17 protein-coding genes and 3 pseudogenes are annotated in these 15,374 nt (G+C 68.4%); 13 read left to right on the forward strand and 7 right to left on the reverse strand.

All coding sequences use genetic code 11. The annotated features are described in order from the left end of the window. Nucleotides 1-1,186: IS1380 family transposase (locus tag AB0N14_RS38055; protein WP_366030289.1), on the reverse strand; the 1,186-nt coding region annotated here is incomplete at its 3' end. A 106-nt stretch (nt 1,187-1,292) separates the two neighbouring features. Here AB0N14_RS38055 and AB0N14_RS38060 point away from each other — a divergent pair. Continuing rightward, nucleotides 1,293-1,853, forward strand: a pseudogene (locus tag AB0N14_RS38060) (transposase); the annotation flags it as partial. 1,040 nt (nt 1,854-2,893) lie between these two features. On the opposite strand, the gene AB0N14_RS38065 reads toward AB0N14_RS38060, so the two are convergent. Further along, nucleotides 2,894-3,619, reverse strand: coding sequence for a PhoU domain-containing protein (locus AB0N14_RS38065; RefSeq protein WP_366030290.1), 726 nt, complete (start codon nt 3,617-3,619; stop codon nt 2,894-2,896). A 361-nt stretch (nt 3,620-3,980) separates the two neighbouring features. Further along, the gene (locus AB0N14_RS38070; RefSeq protein WP_366030291.1) at nt 3,981-4,145 is read right to left on the reverse strand and encodes a hypothetical protein; all 165 of its coding nucleotides are present in this window, start codon (nt 4,143-4,145) and stop codon (nt 3,981-3,983) included. Between the two features lie 391 nt (nt 4,146-4,536). Between AB0N14_RS38070 and AB0N14_RS38075 the strand changes: the two are divergent. Continuing rightward, nucleotides 4,537-4,629 (forward strand): annotated as a pseudogene (locus AB0N14_RS38075) (IS5/IS1182 family transposase); the annotation flags it as partial. Nucleotides 4,630-4,716: 87 nt separating this feature from the next. On the opposite strand, the gene AB0N14_RS38080 reads toward AB0N14_RS38075, so the two are convergent. Beyond that, nucleotides 4,717-5,130 (reverse strand): CoA-binding protein, encoded by a 414-nt coding sequence (locus tag AB0N14_RS38080; RefSeq protein ID WP_366030307.1) that lies wholly within the window; start codon nt 5,128-5,130, stop codon nt 4,717-4,719. A gap of 305 nt (nt 5,131-5,435) precedes the next feature. Between AB0N14_RS38080 and AB0N14_RS38085 the strand changes: the two genes are divergently transcribed. The 6 genes and pseudogenes from AB0N14_RS38085 (at nt 5,436) to AB0N14_RS38110 (ending at nt 8,981) form a co-directional block, all read left to right on the forward strand. Continuing rightward, nucleotides 5,436-6,173 (forward strand): transposase family protein, encoded by a 738-nt coding sequence (locus tag AB0N14_RS38085; protein WP_366030292.1) that lies wholly within the window; start codon nt 5,436-5,438, stop codon nt 6,171-6,173. Between the two features lie 116 nt (nt 6,174-6,289). Then, complete coding sequence (locus tag AB0N14_RS38090; RefSeq protein WP_366030293.1) at nt 6,290-7,021, forward strand: hypothetical protein; 732 nt, start codon at nt 6,290-6,292, stop codon at nt 7,019-7,021. Further along, nucleotides 6,957-7,689: pseudogene (locus AB0N14_RS38095) on the forward strand (conjugal transfer protein TraA); the annotation flags it as partial. The gene AB0N14_RS38090 and the pseudogene AB0N14_RS38095, both read left to right, overlap by 65 nt. Continuing rightward, the gene (locus AB0N14_RS38100) at nt 7,686-8,003 is read left to right on the forward strand and encodes a hypothetical protein (RefSeq protein ID WP_366030295.1); all 318 of its coding nucleotides are present in this window, start codon (nt 7,686-7,688) and stop codon (nt 8,001-8,003) included. The pseudogene AB0N14_RS38095 and the gene AB0N14_RS38100, both read left to right, overlap by 4 nt. A 23-nt stretch (nt 8,004-8,026) precedes the next feature. After that, complete coding sequence (locus tag AB0N14_RS38105; protein ID WP_366030296.1) at nt 8,027-8,467, forward strand: hypothetical protein; 441 nt, start codon at nt 8,027-8,029, stop codon at nt 8,465-8,467. 142 nt (nt 8,468-8,609) lie between these two features. Beyond that, nucleotides 8,610-8,981 (forward strand): hypothetical protein, encoded by a 372-nt coding sequence (locus AB0N14_RS38110; protein WP_366030297.1) that lies wholly within the window; start codon nt 8,610-8,612, stop codon nt 8,979-8,981. Nucleotides 8,982-9,855: 874 nt separating this feature from the next. Here AB0N14_RS38110 and AB0N14_RS38115 read toward each other — a convergent pair. Beyond that, nucleotides 9,856-10,503 (reverse strand): phosphatase PAP2 family protein, encoded by a 648-nt coding sequence (locus AB0N14_RS38115; RefSeq protein WP_366030298.1) that lies wholly within the window; start codon nt 10,501-10,503, stop codon nt 9,856-9,858. Nucleotides 10,504-10,722: 219 nt separating this feature from the next. On the opposite strand from AB0N14_RS38115, the gene AB0N14_RS38120 reads away from it, so the two are divergent. From AB0N14_RS38120 to AB0N14_RS38135, 4 genes are read left to right on the forward strand one after another with little or no spacing between them, the layout of a single operon-like run. Then, nucleotides 10,723-11,097, forward strand: a complete 375-nt coding sequence (locus AB0N14_RS38120) for a BlaI/MecI/CopY family transcriptional regulator (protein ID WP_366030299.1) — start codon at nt 10,723-10,725, stop codon at nt 11,095-11,097. Between the two features lie 5 nt (nt 11,098-11,102). Beyond that, nucleotides 11,103-12,071 carry a M56 family metallopeptidase gene (locus AB0N14_RS38125; RefSeq protein WP_366030300.1) on the forward strand — a complete coding sequence of 323 codons (969 nt, stop codon included), beginning with the start codon at nt 11,103-11,105 and terminating at the stop codon, nt 12,069-12,071. Between the two features lie 30 nt (nt 12,072-12,101). Next, nucleotides 12,102-12,656, forward strand: a complete 555-nt coding sequence (locus tag AB0N14_RS38130; RefSeq protein WP_366030301.1) for an MFS transporter — start codon at nt 12,102-12,104, stop codon at nt 12,654-12,656. Nucleotides 12,657-12,668: 12 nt separating this feature from the next. Further along, nucleotides 12,669-12,986, forward strand: a complete 318-nt coding sequence (locus AB0N14_RS38135; RefSeq protein WP_366030303.1) for a hypothetical protein — start codon at nt 12,669-12,671, stop codon at nt 12,984-12,986. Here the strand turns inward: AB0N14_RS38135 and AB0N14_RS38140 are convergent. Both AB0N14_RS38140 and AB0N14_RS38145 read right to left on the reverse strand, forming a co-directional pair. Beyond that, a complete protein-coding gene (locus tag AB0N14_RS38140) occupies nt 12,983-13,903 on the reverse strand; it encodes an IS3 family transposase (RefSeq protein ID WP_366030305.1) in 921 nt (306 codons plus the stop codon). The two genes, AB0N14_RS38135 and AB0N14_RS38140, sit on opposite strands and share 4 nt — an antisense overlap. Beyond that, the gene (locus AB0N14_RS38145) at nt 13,900-14,208 is read right to left on the reverse strand and encodes a transposase (RefSeq protein ID WP_286067938.1); all 309 of its coding nucleotides are present in this window, start codon (nt 14,206-14,208) and stop codon (nt 13,900-13,902) included. The genes AB0N14_RS38140 and AB0N14_RS38145 overlap by 4 nt, the downstream gene beginning before the upstream one ends. Nucleotides 14,209-14,585: 377 nt before the next feature. On the opposite strand from AB0N14_RS38145, the gene AB0N14_RS38150 reads away from it, so the two are divergent. Next, complete coding sequence (locus AB0N14_RS38150; protein WP_366030306.1) at nt 14,586-15,233, forward strand: dihydrofolate reductase family protein; 648 nt, start codon at nt 14,586-14,588, stop codon at nt 15,231-15,233. The last annotated feature ends 141 nt before the right edge of the window (nt 15,234-15,374 follow it).

Consider the following 15,374-nt stretch of genomic DNA (forward strand, 5'->3'; position numbering starts at 1 on the left):
TGTAGGCGGTGGCTGCGAGGGTGAGCCAGGCGGCGTTCGCGGTGAACTTCCCCGAGGGCAGGTGGGCGAGCGCGGAGTCCTCCAGGTCGGCGAAGACCTGCTCCACCTGGGCGTGTTCACGGTGCATGGGTTCGGCCTGGGCCAAGAGGAACGGGCTGTCGGTGAAGATGACGTGGTGGCGCCAGACACCGAACAGTTCGGCCTGCCCCTCCGGCACACTCTTCGGGTTCAGCCGCTTCACGCGGCGCACGATCAGCCGGGCGGTGGTGTGGAACGCCTTCTTCTTGCTGGTGAACGCGGTGAACGGGACTTCGGCGATCTCCGCGTCGGAGATCCAGCGTTCCTCCTCGGCGTCCCAGACGGCGGCGGCGTACTCGATGGGTGTCCAGGCGGACTCGTCGATGACGGCGATCGCCTCGCGGATCGTCTTTTTCACCGCCACGGCCAGCGAGAAGTGCGCGCCCGCCCTCCGGCACACATCCACCACCTTGTGGGAGAAGTACGCCGAGTCCGCACGCACGATGATCTTCGCGGTGATGCCCATCGCCCTCACCGTGGCGAGGGCCTCGCGCAGCAGGCTCGCCGCGCCCTTGCCGGAGCCTGCCGAGCCCTTGCGCAGGCGGGTGGCCACGATGACCGGAGCACAGAGCGCGGTCTTGACGGTGACGATCTGGAAGTGCAGGCCGCGCTGCTTGGTGTAGCCGAACGAGGCACCCTGCTTGGCCGGCCCGTAGACCTGCTTGACCTTGGAGTCGATGTCGACGAAGACCACCTCGTCCGTCGTAGGGACCAGGCCGGTGTGTGCCGCGAGATTACAGGTGAATGCCCGTGCAGCGGACTCCAGTTGGCGTACGTGCCCCCAGGTGAAGGCGCGCAGGAACGACCCCAGCGTGGACGGGGCGCGCACGCCGCCGAACAGGCGCGGCAGGCCACCGTGGCGCAGCATGTCCAGGTCGTCGATGCTGTCCGCCCCGGCCACCATCCCGCCCACGATCGACAGCGCCTTCGCGGCGGCGGCCGTCCCGGCGGCGTTGGCCGCGCCGACGAGTTTCACCTTCTCGGCCACCAGGGCGGGCAGGCCGCACCGCTCGGCCAGCCGGATCGCCGGGACGAGCCCGGCATGCGCGATCAGGTCGGTGTCGTCGAACGCGGCGAACAGTTCCGCGGGCCTGTGGGAGACTTTCACTTCAGAGGTGCCTTGCCGATCGAGCGTGGTGGAAGCGTGGGAACTCCCATCATCGCAGGTCAGCAGGCACCTCTTCCTATTTCCCCGTCCACAGACAGCCCCTCACGCGGTGGATCGAGGCTGAGTGAAGGAGGGTCGCAAGCCTGAGCCGACCGCCTCCATCATCGACACCCAGAGCGTGAAGACCTCCACCAACGTGCCCCTGAACAGCCAGGGAACGGACGCAGCCAAGGAGATCGTCGGCAGGAAGCGGGGCATCATCACAGACACGCTCGGACTCCTGCTCGCCGTGATCGTCACCGCCGCGAGCCTCTCCGAAAACGCCGTAGGGATACAGCTTCTCGACCAGGCCAAGAAAACGTACCCGACCATCTCCAAAAGCTGGGTCGACACCGGCTTCAAGAACGCCGTCATCGAGCACGGCGCCAGCCTCGGAATCGACGTCGAGGTCGTCAACAGAAACCCGGAAGTCCGCGGCTTTCACGTCGTCAAAAGGCGCTGGGTAGTAGAACGAAGCCTCGGTTGGCTCATGCTGCACCGACGCCTATCCCGCGATTACGAGACCCTTCCCGCCAGCTCCGAAGCCATGATCCACATCGCCTCGATCGACAACCTCACCAAGCGCATAGCGGAGGAGACCACACCCACCTGGCGAGGCACCTACTAAGGCAAAAGGGGTAATCTTCCTAAATCAAATCCCCTCTGAGATCCAGGCGAAAACCCGAGAGATTTTCTTCGCTGCCGATAAGGCAGACATGCTCCTTCGAGGCGAGGCAGTGGAGGATGCCTGCGAAGCCTTCGTGGTCCGCGCCAGAGAGGTGCTTCATGGGACGGCCCGGCACTCCCGAAGCAACGAAGTGGCACGTGGCTCCCTGTAGCTGTAGTCAGACCGCGATCAGCGTTCTTGCCGACCGCTGGTCGGTGTTTCCCGACGCTGGTCTTCTTCGGCTGGCGGGGCACGGTCTTGGTCTTGTCGAGGTGCCCGTACACCGTGGAGCGGGGCACGCTGTGTCGGCGATCTGCTGGACAGTCTTCTCCCGCTCGTCGTATAGGGCAGCCGCCCGCCACCGCGTCCGCCGCTGGAGTGGCCCGGCAACAGGTCCGATACCACCCCCTAGCCCGCCCGCCACCGCCCGACCACGCTGAAGGAGCTGGTTCACGAGTAGAAGATGAAGGGGCCGGTGTACCGGCGGACGGTGCAGACCACGCTGAAGGCGTCCTACACCAACCACTACCGCAAGGGCTGATCGAAGCAGACCAGATCCCCCGGCCCCGGCGCGAGCTGCGCGCCCTGTTCGAGCAACTGCGGCCGGACTACCGATCGTGGATGGTCGAGGCGTGGTACGAGGACGACCCCCGCCGGCCCAGCCCCGATTCGGCCCGCTTCCGCAACACCGCCCGACACCGCTACGACTGGCAGGACCTCGTAACAACGTGCTCCACCTACTCGACGCCAAGGGCAACACCCTGGCCCGCGCCGAGTACGAAGGTCCCGTGTACATTCCCGGCGACCCGGACGGCGACGCGTACTGACCGCCCGTCACGGTCCGCCGCCTGTCACAGCGGAAGTCCTCCAGACGCCTCCAGCGCGGCCAGGGCCACCGTGGACGGGTCTCCGCTGGCCACCCACCGGTAGCGGCGACCCTCCTGATGTGGTCGACGCCCTCCCACACGAACCCGTCCACGATGCCGGGGTCGACCGGGCGTTCACGAAAGACGACATCGCCCGGTTCCCCCTCGTTCCTGATCTGCTGGTAGTCCCCCGTGTCGGGACAACCCGCAAACTCGCACACCCAGTGACCCATGCCCGCCATCCTGCCCGGACGGGCGATCACCCCACTGATCAGGCACGAAAGCTGTGGAGTGGATCCCCCCGAAGGGATCACAGACCGGCGGCGGTGGAGGCCGCACCCATGCGCAGGTGCGACCTCCACGCGGAGGGGAGGCAGAGCCTCGCCCGTCCATGCGGTCGTCGTCCTTCTCCAGCTGGAGCGCCGCATCGACATCCTTCGTGATGACCACCTCAGCGGCCTGCGCCATCAGGCGCTGCGCGAGCTGGCCCATCTCCAAAATCGTGCGGCGCAGATCACGCGGCACCGCCCGCTGGGGATACCGCATCCGGGCCAGCTTGGCCACGTGCTGTGCCAGGTCACCACAGCGCTCCAGGTCCGCGCTCATCCGCAGCGAGGTGACCACGGTCCGTAGATCCGTGACGACCGGCTGCTGCCGCACCAGCACCGCAATCGCCCGGTTCTCCAGGTCGCGCTGCAGGTCATCGACCTTCTCGTCGGCCGAGACCACGCTCTCGGCCAGATGCAGATCGGCGTCCAGGAGCGCGGTCGTGGCCAGCCCCATGGCCGACCCGACCAGGTTCGCCATCTCCACCAGGCCCTCACCGATCGCATCCAGCTCCTCGTGATAGGCCTCGCGCATCGCGTCCTCACCGTCCAATCGTGTCTTTACCGGCTCCGTCGGCTGCCAGGCTCGCCCACATCACGCACGCCACAACGGCCGTCTTCCACCAGCGGCGCCACCCCAGAACCGGGCACCGGCTCGCTGGTGACGCCCACGGGCAGACGGCATACCTTCGGCCGGCTCAGCCTGGCGCCCGTCTGTCTGGCAAGCCGGGCACAGTTCGTGCCGTCCTTCGTCCGTGATCACAGTTCCCCACCCGAAGCACACCTCGCTCTCAGTGCCCTCGGCGGGGCTGGTTTTCTTTGACATGAACTATCAACTGCCGCCGAGGGCACCGACGTTACGGCCCGAGCCGCATCGCGTGAGCCGCGCGGCGTGTTCACAGCGTGGTGGTGAACTTCCCGTCGGCCAGCTTGCGCAGCCAGCCGCGCTCGGCCAGTCGGTTCAGCTTCGAGCGCAGTGCCTCCGAGCGGGCCGGCTCCAGGGAAATCCCCAGCTCACCGCAGACCTGTTTGACCATGATCGGCCCCTCCGCCCTGCGCACCACCTCCATAATCCGCTGGTAGTCCGTGGGCAGGACCGCCTAGTCCACGCTCCGCTCGCGCTGCGGCACCAGCAGCACGACCCGGCCCGCGACCTGCCCGGCGGCGTCTTCTGCTCCGGTTCGGCGCGCAGTTGCTCGGCCGGCCGACGCGTGACCCGCTCGGCGACGGCGAGTTCGTACGGACGCCCGCCCTTGCGCGCCGTGGAATCCGAGGAACTGCGATCACCGAAACGGCAGACGATCTTGAGCTCCGACAACCGCCCACGACCAGCACGAGTACACGAACAACGACTCGCACCAGCACCGTGACCAGCATCTTCAAGATGGCGGATCTTCAATGGGCACAGGTCCTGGTGATCATGGAGTTGTGGCGGTCTGTGGTCACTGGGGAGTGCCGCCGTCATGGCTGGCCGAACCGCTTGGGGACCAGTGTGCGGTGCTGCTTCCGGGGCGGCCGGTGTACGACCCGGACCGTCCGCTCGGACGAGAACGGCGTCGTCACCGCCGCGTTGACTCCCGATTCCTGGGAATGTGGGCGATGTGTGATCGCGCAGTGGCTGGCTGGGGAGCGTCAGCCGAGCCCCAGCCGGGGTATCTCCCGTCCCGGGGAGCGGTCCATCACCATCAGCAGGCCGGCCTCGCGAGTCCTGTCGTAGGCGGCCTCGTCTATGACGCCCAGCTGGAACCAGACCGCCTTGGCGCCGATCGCCGCAGCCTGGTCGGCGATGCCTCCGGCGAGGGCGGAGTTGACGAACACGTTCACCACATCCACCGGGAAAGGGATCTCCGCGAGGGAAGCGTAGCCCTGCTCACCGTGCACCGTCTCGGCCTTCGGGTGCACGGGCACCACCCTCTTGCCGATGCGTTGCAGCTTCTCGGCCACGCGGTAGGCGGCGCGTTCGGGGTTGTCGGACAGGCCCACCACGGCCCAGGTGTCTCCGGCAGCGGTGAGAATCTGCCTCATTGTCGTGTCATCGCCATAAATCGTCATGCCCGGCACCGCCGTGCGGTGGTGAGTTCCGCACCAGTTGCCGCCAACCGCATGATCATGGGAAGTGTCAGGCCTGTGGGCTTCGTCAGTTTCATTCAGCAGACGCTAAACCAGCTTGCATACTGTATGCAATAGCGCCGCCGTTCGACAGGAGCAGTAGGGGTAGTTACCCGGCTGCTCACTGAGCTCTTTCAGTGTGGCCACCGATCGGGTGGCAGGGGCCGTGGTCACGACGCACAAGGCTCCCGTGCCGTTGAGGGAGGTGTTCGACGTCTCAACTCATCAGCGAAGGAGCCTTGTTGGTCCCACATCCTGCCGCACTCGACCTGCCCCACGCCCTGGTCGAGTGGGTCACCATGCTCATCGTCACCCGCGAGGGTGACCGACGGTGCAAGCTCCCGCCGCACCGGCGTGCCTTGGTCGCTCTGGTGTGCCTGTGCAAGCACGAGCCGCTCGCACAGATCGCCGCCGGGTTCGGTATCTCGGTCGACACCGCGCACGCCTACACCAAGGCGGTCATCGATCTGCCGGCCACTCGCGCCCCCGGTCTGCTGCGCGCTCTGCGCAAGGCGAACCCCGAGTTCGTTCTGCTCGACGGCACCCTGGCCGAGTGCGACCGAGTCGGCGACGGCCGGGCCGACTACTCGGCCAAACACCGCCGCCATGGGGTGAACGTGCAGGTGGTCACCGATCCCCATGGTCGGGTGCTGTGGCTGTCCCCAGCCCTGCCGGGGCGCTCCCACGACCTGACCGCGGCCCGTGCCCGCCGGATCATCAGGACCTGCGGGCGCCAAGGAGTGCCGATCCTGGCCGCTCGCGCCTACATCGGTGCCAGCGCGTGGATGACTACACCGGCCAGACGGCCGGCGGGAGGCGAACTGACGCTCACCCAACAGATCGTCAACCGGGCGCTGCCGAGGGCGCGGGCCCCGGTCGAGGGTGGAGTCGCCCGTCTGAAGTCCTGGCGGATCTTCCGGCAGAGCGCGGTGCCCTGCGTTCCGCGCAATTCGGGGGTTCTGGAGTCCCTCCGGGGCTGAAGGTGCAGGTCAGTGGGTTGGAGGTTGGTGACGCGGGCGGATTCGCCTAGAGACGCGATTCTGTGGATTCGCCTGCGCTGACCTGGGGTTGCTTCGCAGGGTCTGGAGTCGTGTATGTGAAGACGACGAAGCGGGAGAACAAGTCGGGCACGGTCCGGTACCTGCACCTGGCCCACAACGAGTGGGATCCGGTGAAGGGCCGGGCGGTCCCGAGGGTCCTGTTCACGTTCGGCCGTGAGGACGACCTCGACCGGGACGCGGTGAAGCGCCTGGTCGCGTCTCTATCGAGGCTGCTGGAGCCGGGTGAGGCACTGGCGTCGACGGCGGCGGGTGACCTGGAGTTCGTCTCGTCGGTCCCGTTCGGCGGCACCTACGTCCTCGATCATCTCTGGCAGCGGCTGAGGATCGACAGGATCGTCGGGCAGGTCGGGCAGCCCAAGCGGGGCCGGTGCCGGGACATGTCGGCGACCGAGCGGGTGCTGTTCTCCATGGTCGCGAACCGGGCCCTGGCTCCGTCGTCCAAGCTGGCCGCCGCGGACTGGGTCACGCACGACGTGCATGTCGAGGGCCTGCCGGCCACCGACGACGACGCCTGCTACCGGGCGATGGACTGGCTCCACGAGGTGACCGACGACCTGGAGAAGCAGGTGTTCGACGAGGTCGCGAACCTCCTCAACCTCGAGGTCGACCTGCTGTTCTTCGACACCACCAGCACCTACTTCGAGCTGGAGGAGGCTGACGAACCCGTCGCCCGCGACGACAAGGGCCGCCTGCACCGTCTACCGGCTCGCGGAGAGGGCGCGGGCGGCGGCCGCGGCGGTGTGGGCGAGGGTGCGACCGGCCGTTGATGTCGCCCTGGCCGCCGTCGACACCGTCGCCGTGGTGTACGTGATGCGCGGCGCGTTCAAGCGCCACCACCTGCTCGCCGAAGCCCGCCGCCACCTCTCCTACGCCCTGCGAGGCAGACCCCACCAGCCCGGCCTGGACGAACAAATCGCGCAGACGGCCGTCGACGACTACACCCGCACCATCGGCCGGATGAGGACCGCCGATCTGCGTGCGCTGTACCCGCGCGACACCGATGACCAGCCGTGCTGCGCCCGCTGACTCGTGCCCGCTCCGCGCCCCCGTACGAACGAGCCCGCCTCGCTGCCGACGCCCTCGCGGCCCGCCTCCGCGCGGTTCGCCGTTCGCGTCGCCTGGGCTCTCGCTCCCTGCCGCACACCATCGCCGTGCCCGCCGCCTCGACGCCACGTCTGCAGCCGGGCCGCGCGGGTCGGAAGGCCGGCCGGGACCAGGAGCAGGCCACCGACGTCGTCACGGTGGAGGAGACCGGCAGTCGTTCGAGGCTGCCGCCACGATGGCCGCCAAGCTCCAGGACGGCATACGGGAGCGCGCCGTCGCCCACGACACCCGGCCACAGCCCACCCCGGCGACGTCCACGTCGCCGCCCACCCAGCAGCCCGGCACTCAACGGGCCCCAGGCCGGACTACACCCCCAGGAGGAGTCAGGTGAGCACACCGCAGGAGCCCAGGATCGAGGCCGCTCTCGCCCGCGTGCGTGCGGGCGCTCAGGAGCGCGCCGCCGTGCTTGGGCCGTCTCCCTGGGAGCCGATCTGGAAGCGGTCCCGGACACCGAAGTCGAAGGCACAAAAGAAGCGGGAGCTGCGCAAGCAGCGCAGGCGGCTCCAGGACGCCGGGCGCCGCCACTTCGTCGCCGGGCAGTCGCGCCGGCCCCGGTCCCGGCAGAACCGCATCGGCAATGCGGCCGCGCGCCGCGATGCGCGCGCCTTGTCCCGGGTGCGGCACTCCACGGCCTGGATGTGGTGACGATGTCGTGCATCGTCCACTCAGTGCACCGCACGGCTGTGTCGATGTCATTCGGCCGTTCTGGTGGTCGTCAGCGTCATGAAAAAGGCTGGCATGATCTGCGCTCTTCTGGGCAGGGAGCATTGGTGTCCTGCCCTGCTGAGCTCGTTTCGCAGGTGAGTTCTGCTCTGGTCCAAGCTGGCTTTCATGTGCTGGGCGACGCGGACACCGGCTTCCCAGGCTTGCGTGTGACCGAGGTGCCCGCCGGTGCCTTGGTCAGTTGGACGGCCTCGGATGGCTTCACTTCTTTGGCCCGTGAACAAGCCGGCCGTGGTCCGAGCGACGACGACATGGGGGCGATCATCCAGGCGGCAGTGTCAGGGCTGCTGGTCCAGCTGGGACACACGGTCGCAGAAACGCCCGATGGCGCTGACCTGGTGGTTCTCGTCGACAAGGTCACTGGGCTGGACAGCAGTGCCAGGTAGGTGTGCAACTGCCGGAATCCGACCGGATGATGTGAGCTGACTGTGGTGCGCACCCGATATGATGCACGGTGCGCACCACCGCCGGTCCCTGGTGCGCTCTACACGATGGTCAGGCGCACCGGGTGGCACCGGCCGGTGCGGGGTGCGCATCGAGGGCCTGGCCCACGCCGACGGCTGCCAGCTGCCGGAGTGTGTCGGCGACGTCCTCGGTGAGGAGCTGCGCGACGAAGGCGATAACTGCGCGGGCGAGGCCCTCTGCTGCGTCCGGCCCGTCCTGCGCCCAGGTGCGCAGGGTGGTGATGAAGACGCGCCCGAGCGCCTCCAGGGCGAAGGTGTCCTCGCACGGCTCGCCCGAGCCGGCGTCGGGCAGCGCGGTGACGGGGACGACGATTCGTTCGGCGACGTCGACGAGCAGCGCGGGTATCTGCGGCTCGGCGCCGGCGAACTCTGCGGCTCGGCGCCGGCGAACTCTGCGGCGGCTTCGGCGTCGCTGGCCTCCACGGCGCGGAGGTAGTTGAAAGCGCTGATCGCCGCGTCCGGCGTCATCGGGGCGAGCGGCCAGGGGGTGGTCTGGGACATGGACGGCTCCTCACGGGATTGCGCGCCGTGTCGTTCACGACGTCATGAGGCAGCCTGTGACGGTTTACCTGTGGATAGATTCCAGCGCCGGGCAGGGGAGAACTCACCCCCCACCTGCTGTGACGTTCTCGGTAGTTGGCGTACTTGATCTGTAGTTGGCGAACAGCGGCCCGGTCATGTGGCCTCAAGCTCGTGATGCCATTCGCTCGGAGGCTTGCGGGTTGGAGGAGCTCTTCTCTGCGTACACGCCTAAGGACTGCGTACGGGACGGGCTCCGGCTGGACGACTTGTGACCGCACCAGTTGCCGGCGACATGGAAGTTCGACGGGGACGTGGTCGTCAGCAAGTTTCTGGCCTCAGGGAAGGATCTATCGCCCGGCTACCAGGCGCTTCGCACAGCCCTCAGCCAGTACGCCGACGCGGTGATCAGCGAGGCACTCCACAGCACGGAGTCCGATGATCGAACGGCTCCAGGGTGATCAGCCATGGCAGCCTGGGGCGATGTTCACCGCCGTCCCGTGGGACAACAGAGCGAGAGGGCCACGAGCGGGCGGGGGGTGGCAGGGGCTGTTGGCGGTTCCGTCAGCGGGTACGGCGCAGGACGGCCCAGCTGCCCCAGCCTGCCTCGGATTCCGCAGCCTGCCAGGTGCCGGGCAGCGCGGCGGCGACGGTGGCTGCGGGAAGGTACAGCGGCCCATCGCTGCCGAGTTGGTTGATCCACAGCAGAACTCCGCCGGGTGCCAGGACGCGGGCGGTTTCAGCGGGGAATCCGGGAGCGGGAGGGGGCGTCGCTGTTTCTGGGCCAGGGGTCAGCGAACGGCGTGAGCGCCGGATGGAGCCGCGGTCAGTACGGGCTTCAGTGCGCCGGTGCTGAGCTGGGTGACGAGCGGGATGGCGATGCGGCCGAGGATGCGGGCGGCCAGGTAGGCGACCGGCATGGCCAGGAGTGCGGCGCCGAGAACGTCGTGGGGGTAGTGGTCGCCGAGGTAGACGCGGGTGAAGCCTTCAAGGAGGGCGAAGGCGGCGGCGATCGTCGCGAGGCGCCGGTCGAGGAGCCAGAGGGCGGCGACGGTCGCGGCGGCGACGGTGGTGTGTCCGCTGGGGAAGGCGTAGTCGGTTCGGGCGGGGCAGGCGCTGACGAAGTAGTCGTGCGGCAGCGAGTAGCACGGGCGTACCTCCGCGACGATCTTCTTGACGACCTCGGCGACGGCGAAGGCGGCCATGACGGCGACGGGTACGGCCAGGGCAAGGGTCATCGTGGGGCTGTCGCGGCGGCGGGCCTTCCACCAGCCGACCAGCATCAGCACCGCGAATACGCCGAGCCCGGCATTGGTCCACAGGTTGAGCGGGGTGTTCAGCCACTTCGTGTCATGGGCGAAGTCGGTGACGGTGGTGAACAGTGAGCCGTCGATGCTGGAGCCGTCGAAGGCGAGCTGGACGGCAGGGTGGGGCGTCATCAGGCGGTATCTCCCGAGAGCAGACGAAGGGACGGCAGACCAGGACCTGAGGCCAGCGTCTACGCGTCTGTAGAAATTGGCGTTGTAATACACGGCCTGGAAGCGCGCCGAGCGGTTTGCCCTGCCCGGGTGGCATGGCAGACTCGACGGCGCGCTAACTTCTACGGCGCGGTAGAAGTTCTACGGAACTGTAGATGATGAATGGAAGGTAGCCAACTCATGAACAGCGGACCGGGGGACCGCAGACCGGGTGGCGCGCTGGAGGCCGAGGTCCTCGCCCTGCTGCAGTCCTCGCCTCAGGCGTTGACCCCCGGCGAGGTACTGGAGCGCCTGGACAACGGCCTGGCGTACAGCACGGTGGTGACGGTGCTCTCGAGGATGTTCGACAAGGGGCTGCTGACGCGGTCCAAGCAGGGCCGCGCTTATGCCTACGCGCCGGTGACGGACACCCACGGGCTGACTGCCCGCCGGATGCGGCAGGTGCTGGAGTCCGACGCAGACCGCCAGGCGGTGCTGACCCGGTTCGTCGAGGAGCTCCCCAGCAGGGACGAGCAGCTGTTGCGGCAGCTTCTCGGCGACCTCGGTGAGGGATGAGCGGCATGGCGTGGCACCTGCTGGTGTACCTACCGCTGTTGTTTCCGGTTCCGGCTACGTGGGCTGCCCGGCCGCTGGCCGAGCGCTTGGAGCCGCGGCTTGCGACCTGGCTGCTGACCACGAGCGCGCTGGCCCTAGCGGCCTTGAGCTGTGCCGCGTTGGGCGTGCTGCTCGTGGCGGGTGTGGTGCGGCTGCCACTGGCCGCGCTGGCGGGTGACTGGTCGGTGAGCACCGTGCGCGCCGGCGATCCGGTGTCCACCGTGGAGGCGGTCGTCGCCGGCCTTGTGCTGGCCGTCGCACTGTCGGCGGGGATGCGGATGCTGTGGCGGCGGATGCGGGCGCTGGCAGGTGCCGTGTTCGAGGCGGCCTGCCTACCGGGAACAGACCGAGTCGTGGTCATGGCCGACGCCGCACCGGACGCCTACGCGCTGCCCGGGCTTCCCGGGCGAATCGTGGTCTCCACCGGCATGCTCGAGGCTCTGGACGACGCGGACCGCGAGGCCATGCTCGCCCACGAGAGTGCCCATCTGGGCTGTCATCATTACGCGTTCGTCGCGGTCGCTCAGCTGGCCGCCACCTGCAACCCGCTGCTGAGGCCGGTGGCCTCCGCCGTGTCCTACACCATCGAGCGCTGGGCGGACGAGCGCGCCGCGACCGCGTGCGGGGACCGCCGCCAGGTCGCCCGCGCCATCGGCAAGGCAGCCCTGGCCACCACGCGCCGCCCACCCCGCCAGGGCCTGTCCGGCGCGGTGCTCGGCCTGCTGGGCCGCCGCCGCAACCCCCTCAAGGCCGCAGGGCCGGTTCCCCGCCGCGTCGCCGCACTGCTTGCCGAACCCCCGGTGTACTCGCTGCCGCAGGACCTCCCGCTGCTGCCGCTGGCCGGCGCCGCCGCCGTAGTCGGCTCCAGCGCCGTGTGCGCCTTTGCCGCCGCCCACGACCTGCACCTGCTGCTCAAAGTCGCAGGCGCCGGCTGACCCGCCCCGCCCATGCCCAGGAGAGAACCGGTGCCGACTGCTAGCCCCGACGCCAGCCGCATGCCGGGCCGTGCCCGGCTGTGGCCCTTGTACGCGGCGGGGTTCACCACTGCATTCGGCGCTCACAGCGTCGCCGCGAACCTGGGCCCCTTCACTACCGGCCATCATGACTCCCTGCTCGTCCTCGGCGGCCTGCTCGCCCTCTATGACGGCACGGAGGTCCTGCTGAAGACCGTCTTCGACACGCTGGCCGACCGGGCCGGCGCCCGACCTGTCCTCCTGGGCGGGCTGATCGCTTTCGCCGCAGCTTCCGCGTTGTTCGCCGCAGCCGACCACACCGCCTGGCTGTGGGCGGCCCGCCTCGGTCAAGGGGCGGCCGCGTCCGCGTTCTCCCCGGCCGCCAGTGCGCTGGTCACCCGCCTCAATCCGGCCGCCAAGCGCGGCCGGGCCTTTGGTTCCTACGGCTTCTTCAAGAGCATCGGCTACACCGCCGGACCCCTTCTGGGCAGCCTCCTGGTCGTTGTCGGCGGCCTTCCGCTGCTGTTCACTGCCATGGCCGCCCTCGCCGCCGCAGTCGCCGTCTGAGCAGTCCTCGCTGTGCCTGCCGCCCCGCCGCTGCCCAAGGCACGCCAGACCGTCATCGACCTCGCCAGGCGGCTCGGCCAGCGCAGCTTCCTGTGGCCAACGGCTGCTCTGGCCGCGGCCACCGCGGCACTCGCCACTGGTGTCGGCTTCCTGCCCGTCACGGGCGCCGCTGCGCACCTTGGGCCCCTCGCCACGGGTGCCGTCGTATCCCTGCTCGCGGCGAGCGCCGCCCTCATCCAGCCTCGCGCCGGGGCCGCCCTCGACCACGGGCGCATCACCACCACCGCTGGGGAGGTTGAGGTTCCCCCGCTGTGCGGGGTGGCTGACTAGCTGGTCAGGGCGGTTTGACGTGGTTTCAGGTTCACTTGTTCGGTCGTTGCCTGGTTGGCGTAGTGTTTCTCCTCGTACTCGATCGGGCTGAGGTAGCCGAGTCGTTTCTGGATGCGGCGGGGGTTGTAGAAGCCGTCGATGTACTCGAAGAGTGCGAGGTTCGCTTCGGCTCTGGTGGCGAAGACGCGGCCGCGGATGCACTCGGTCTTGATGACCATCCACAGGTTCTCCGCCAGGGCGTTGTCGAACGAGTCGCCGACCGAGCCCATAGACGCCTGGATACCTGCCCTGAGCAGGCGAGTTGTGAGCTTCACGGACGTGTATTGACAGCCGTGGTCGGCGTGGTGAATGAGCTCGCCGGGGGCGACTTCGCGGCTGGCCAGGGTATACTCCAGCGTGGTCAGGACCAGGTCGGCGTCCGCGCGGGCGGAGGTTTCCCAGGCCACCACCCGGCGGGAGAACGCGTCGCGGATCGCGGACAGCCACAGCGGGCCCTCCTCGGTCGCGATCATGGTCAGGTCGGTGACCCACAGCCGGTTCGGCACGTTCGCGGTGAAGTCGCGTTGCACCAGGTCGGGGGCCAGATCCGCGTCAGGGTCACGTCGGGTGAAACCCTTGCCCCGCCGGGGACTGATCCCGGCAAGGCCGGCCTGGCGCATGAGGCGTTCAACGCGTTTGCGGCCGACGTGGACGCCTTCACGCTGGAGGACGGCGTGCACGCGGGGTGAGCCGTAGGTCCCGCCGGAGTCGGCGTGGACCTGCCGGATCTTCCCTGTGAGCTCGGCGTCCTGGCGGCGTCGCTCGCATGGCTCCTTCTCGGCCTGGCGCCATCGGCAGTAGGTGGAGGAGGGGATGGAAAGTTCCCGGAGTACGGGCTCGACCCCCAGGTGCGGGTGCGCATCGACGAGCGCGGTCACCTGGGCCGGGTCGGGTCGAGCTGGGCCGCGAAAAAAGCCGAGGCCGTCCGCAGGACCTCGTTCGCCCGCTTGAGCTGGGCATTCTCCTTCCGCAGAGCGGCCAGCTCCTCACGCTCGGCGGTGGTGAGGATGTCGTCTCGCTCGCCGGTATCGGCCTCGGCCTGACGGATCCAGTTACGCAGAGCCTCGTGGTGCACGCCGAGTTCCTCGGCCATGCGGCGGATCACGGGCTTCGGCTCGGCGGTCCGGTACATCCGAACCGCACGCTCACGCAACTCCAGCGGGTACTTCCTCGGCGCAGGCATCGTCTGGGCTCCTCTCGTGAGACCCATATGACCCTCTGTCACCCACCCCCGCATCTCGGGGGAACCTCAGGCCGGCCTCACCGCGGCAGGCCTCGCCGTCTGTGGGCACCTCATTGGGCTCCACCACAGGGATCGGAATTGGCTCCGCGGCGTAAGAAGTTGATCTGGCTCCACCCGGCGATCAGGGAGGCCGTGGGAGGCTCGGCGGATGGACTATGCGGTCGATGAGACCGACGGGCGGTCGAGGAGTATCAGGGCCAAGCTGAGCTGCCGGGCGCCGGACGACGGAGTCCGGGGCCGGTCCTGGACACAGCGATGAGTTTTCGCGGCCTGGAGAGTCTCATTACCGTCATCATCGGCAACGCAGGAGGAAACACGTGGCTCAGCTACTGCGAGTCCAGAACTTCAACGTCTCAAGTGACGGCATCGGTGCCGGTGAGGACCAGACCTTCGAGAATCCGTTCGGCCACGGCGTCGATCCCGCGAAGCTGTTCGCGTGGGCTGGCGCTACGGCTAGCTGGCCCATGCGCACGGACCCCGGGGGCAGCCGCGGCCTCGACGACTACTTGACGCGGGACTACGCACGCAACATCGGCGCCGAGATCATGGGCCGCAACAAGTTCGGGCCCCAGCGCGGTCCCTGGGAGGACCATGAGTGGTGCGGCTGGTGGGGTGACGAGCCCCCGTTCCGCACTCCGGTGTTCGTCATGACCCACCACAAGCGTCCTTCGTTCACGCTCTCCGACACCACGTTCCACTTCGTCGCCGGCGATCCGGCCACGGTCCTTGCGCAGGCACGGGAGGCGGCTCAGGGCAAGGATGTCCGACTCGGCGGCGGGGTCACCACCATCCGGCAGTTCCTCGACGCCGACCTCGTCGACACCATGCATGTGGCGGTCTCACCGGTGAAGCCCGGATCCGGACTGCGGCTCTGGAACTCCCCCGATGAGCTGCTCGACCGGTTCCACCTTGAGGTCGTGCCCAGCCCGAGCGGCGTGACGCACCACCTGTTCTGGCGAAAGTGACACGAGGACTGCGCGACGTGCCCTCTTTGGAGTGAATGCGCTGCTCCCCTCTCTGTCAAAGTAGATCGAGTCAGGCATACTGGATGATTCATTGAGTCGAGGGCGGAGAAGGAGTAGTGCCCGGGTGGCCAGCACGAATGA

The organism is Streptomyces sp. NPDC051104, assembly GCF_040682835.1.
GTDB classification, from domain to species: domain Bacteria; phylum Actinomycetota; class Actinomycetes; order Streptomycetales; family Streptomycetaceae; genus Streptomyces; species Streptomyces cynarae.

What these genes read in the sequence shown, in the direction of transcription:
- AB0N14_RS38065 (WP_366030290.1), bottom strand. Translation starts at nt 3,619, where the DNA reads ATGCGCGAGGCCTATCACGAGGAGCTGGATGCGATCGGTGAGGGCCTG.
- AB0N14_RS38115 (WP_366030298.1), bottom strand. Translation starts at nt 10,503, where the DNA reads ATGACGCCCCACCCTGCCGTCCAGCTCGCCTTCGACGGCTCCAGCATC.
- AB0N14_RS38120 (WP_366030299.1), top strand. Translation starts at nt 10,723, where the DNA reads ATGAACAGCGGACCGGGGGACCGCAGACCGGGTGGCGCGCTGGAGGCC.
- AB0N14_RS38125 (WP_366030300.1), top strand. Translation starts at nt 11,103, where the DNA reads ATGGCGTGGCACCTGCTGGTGTACCTACCGCTGTTGTTTCCGGTTCCG.
- AB0N14_RS38145 (WP_286067938.1), bottom strand. Translation starts at nt 14,208, where the DNA reads ATGCCTGCGCCGAGGAAGTACCCGCTGGAGTTGCGTGAGCGTGCGGTT.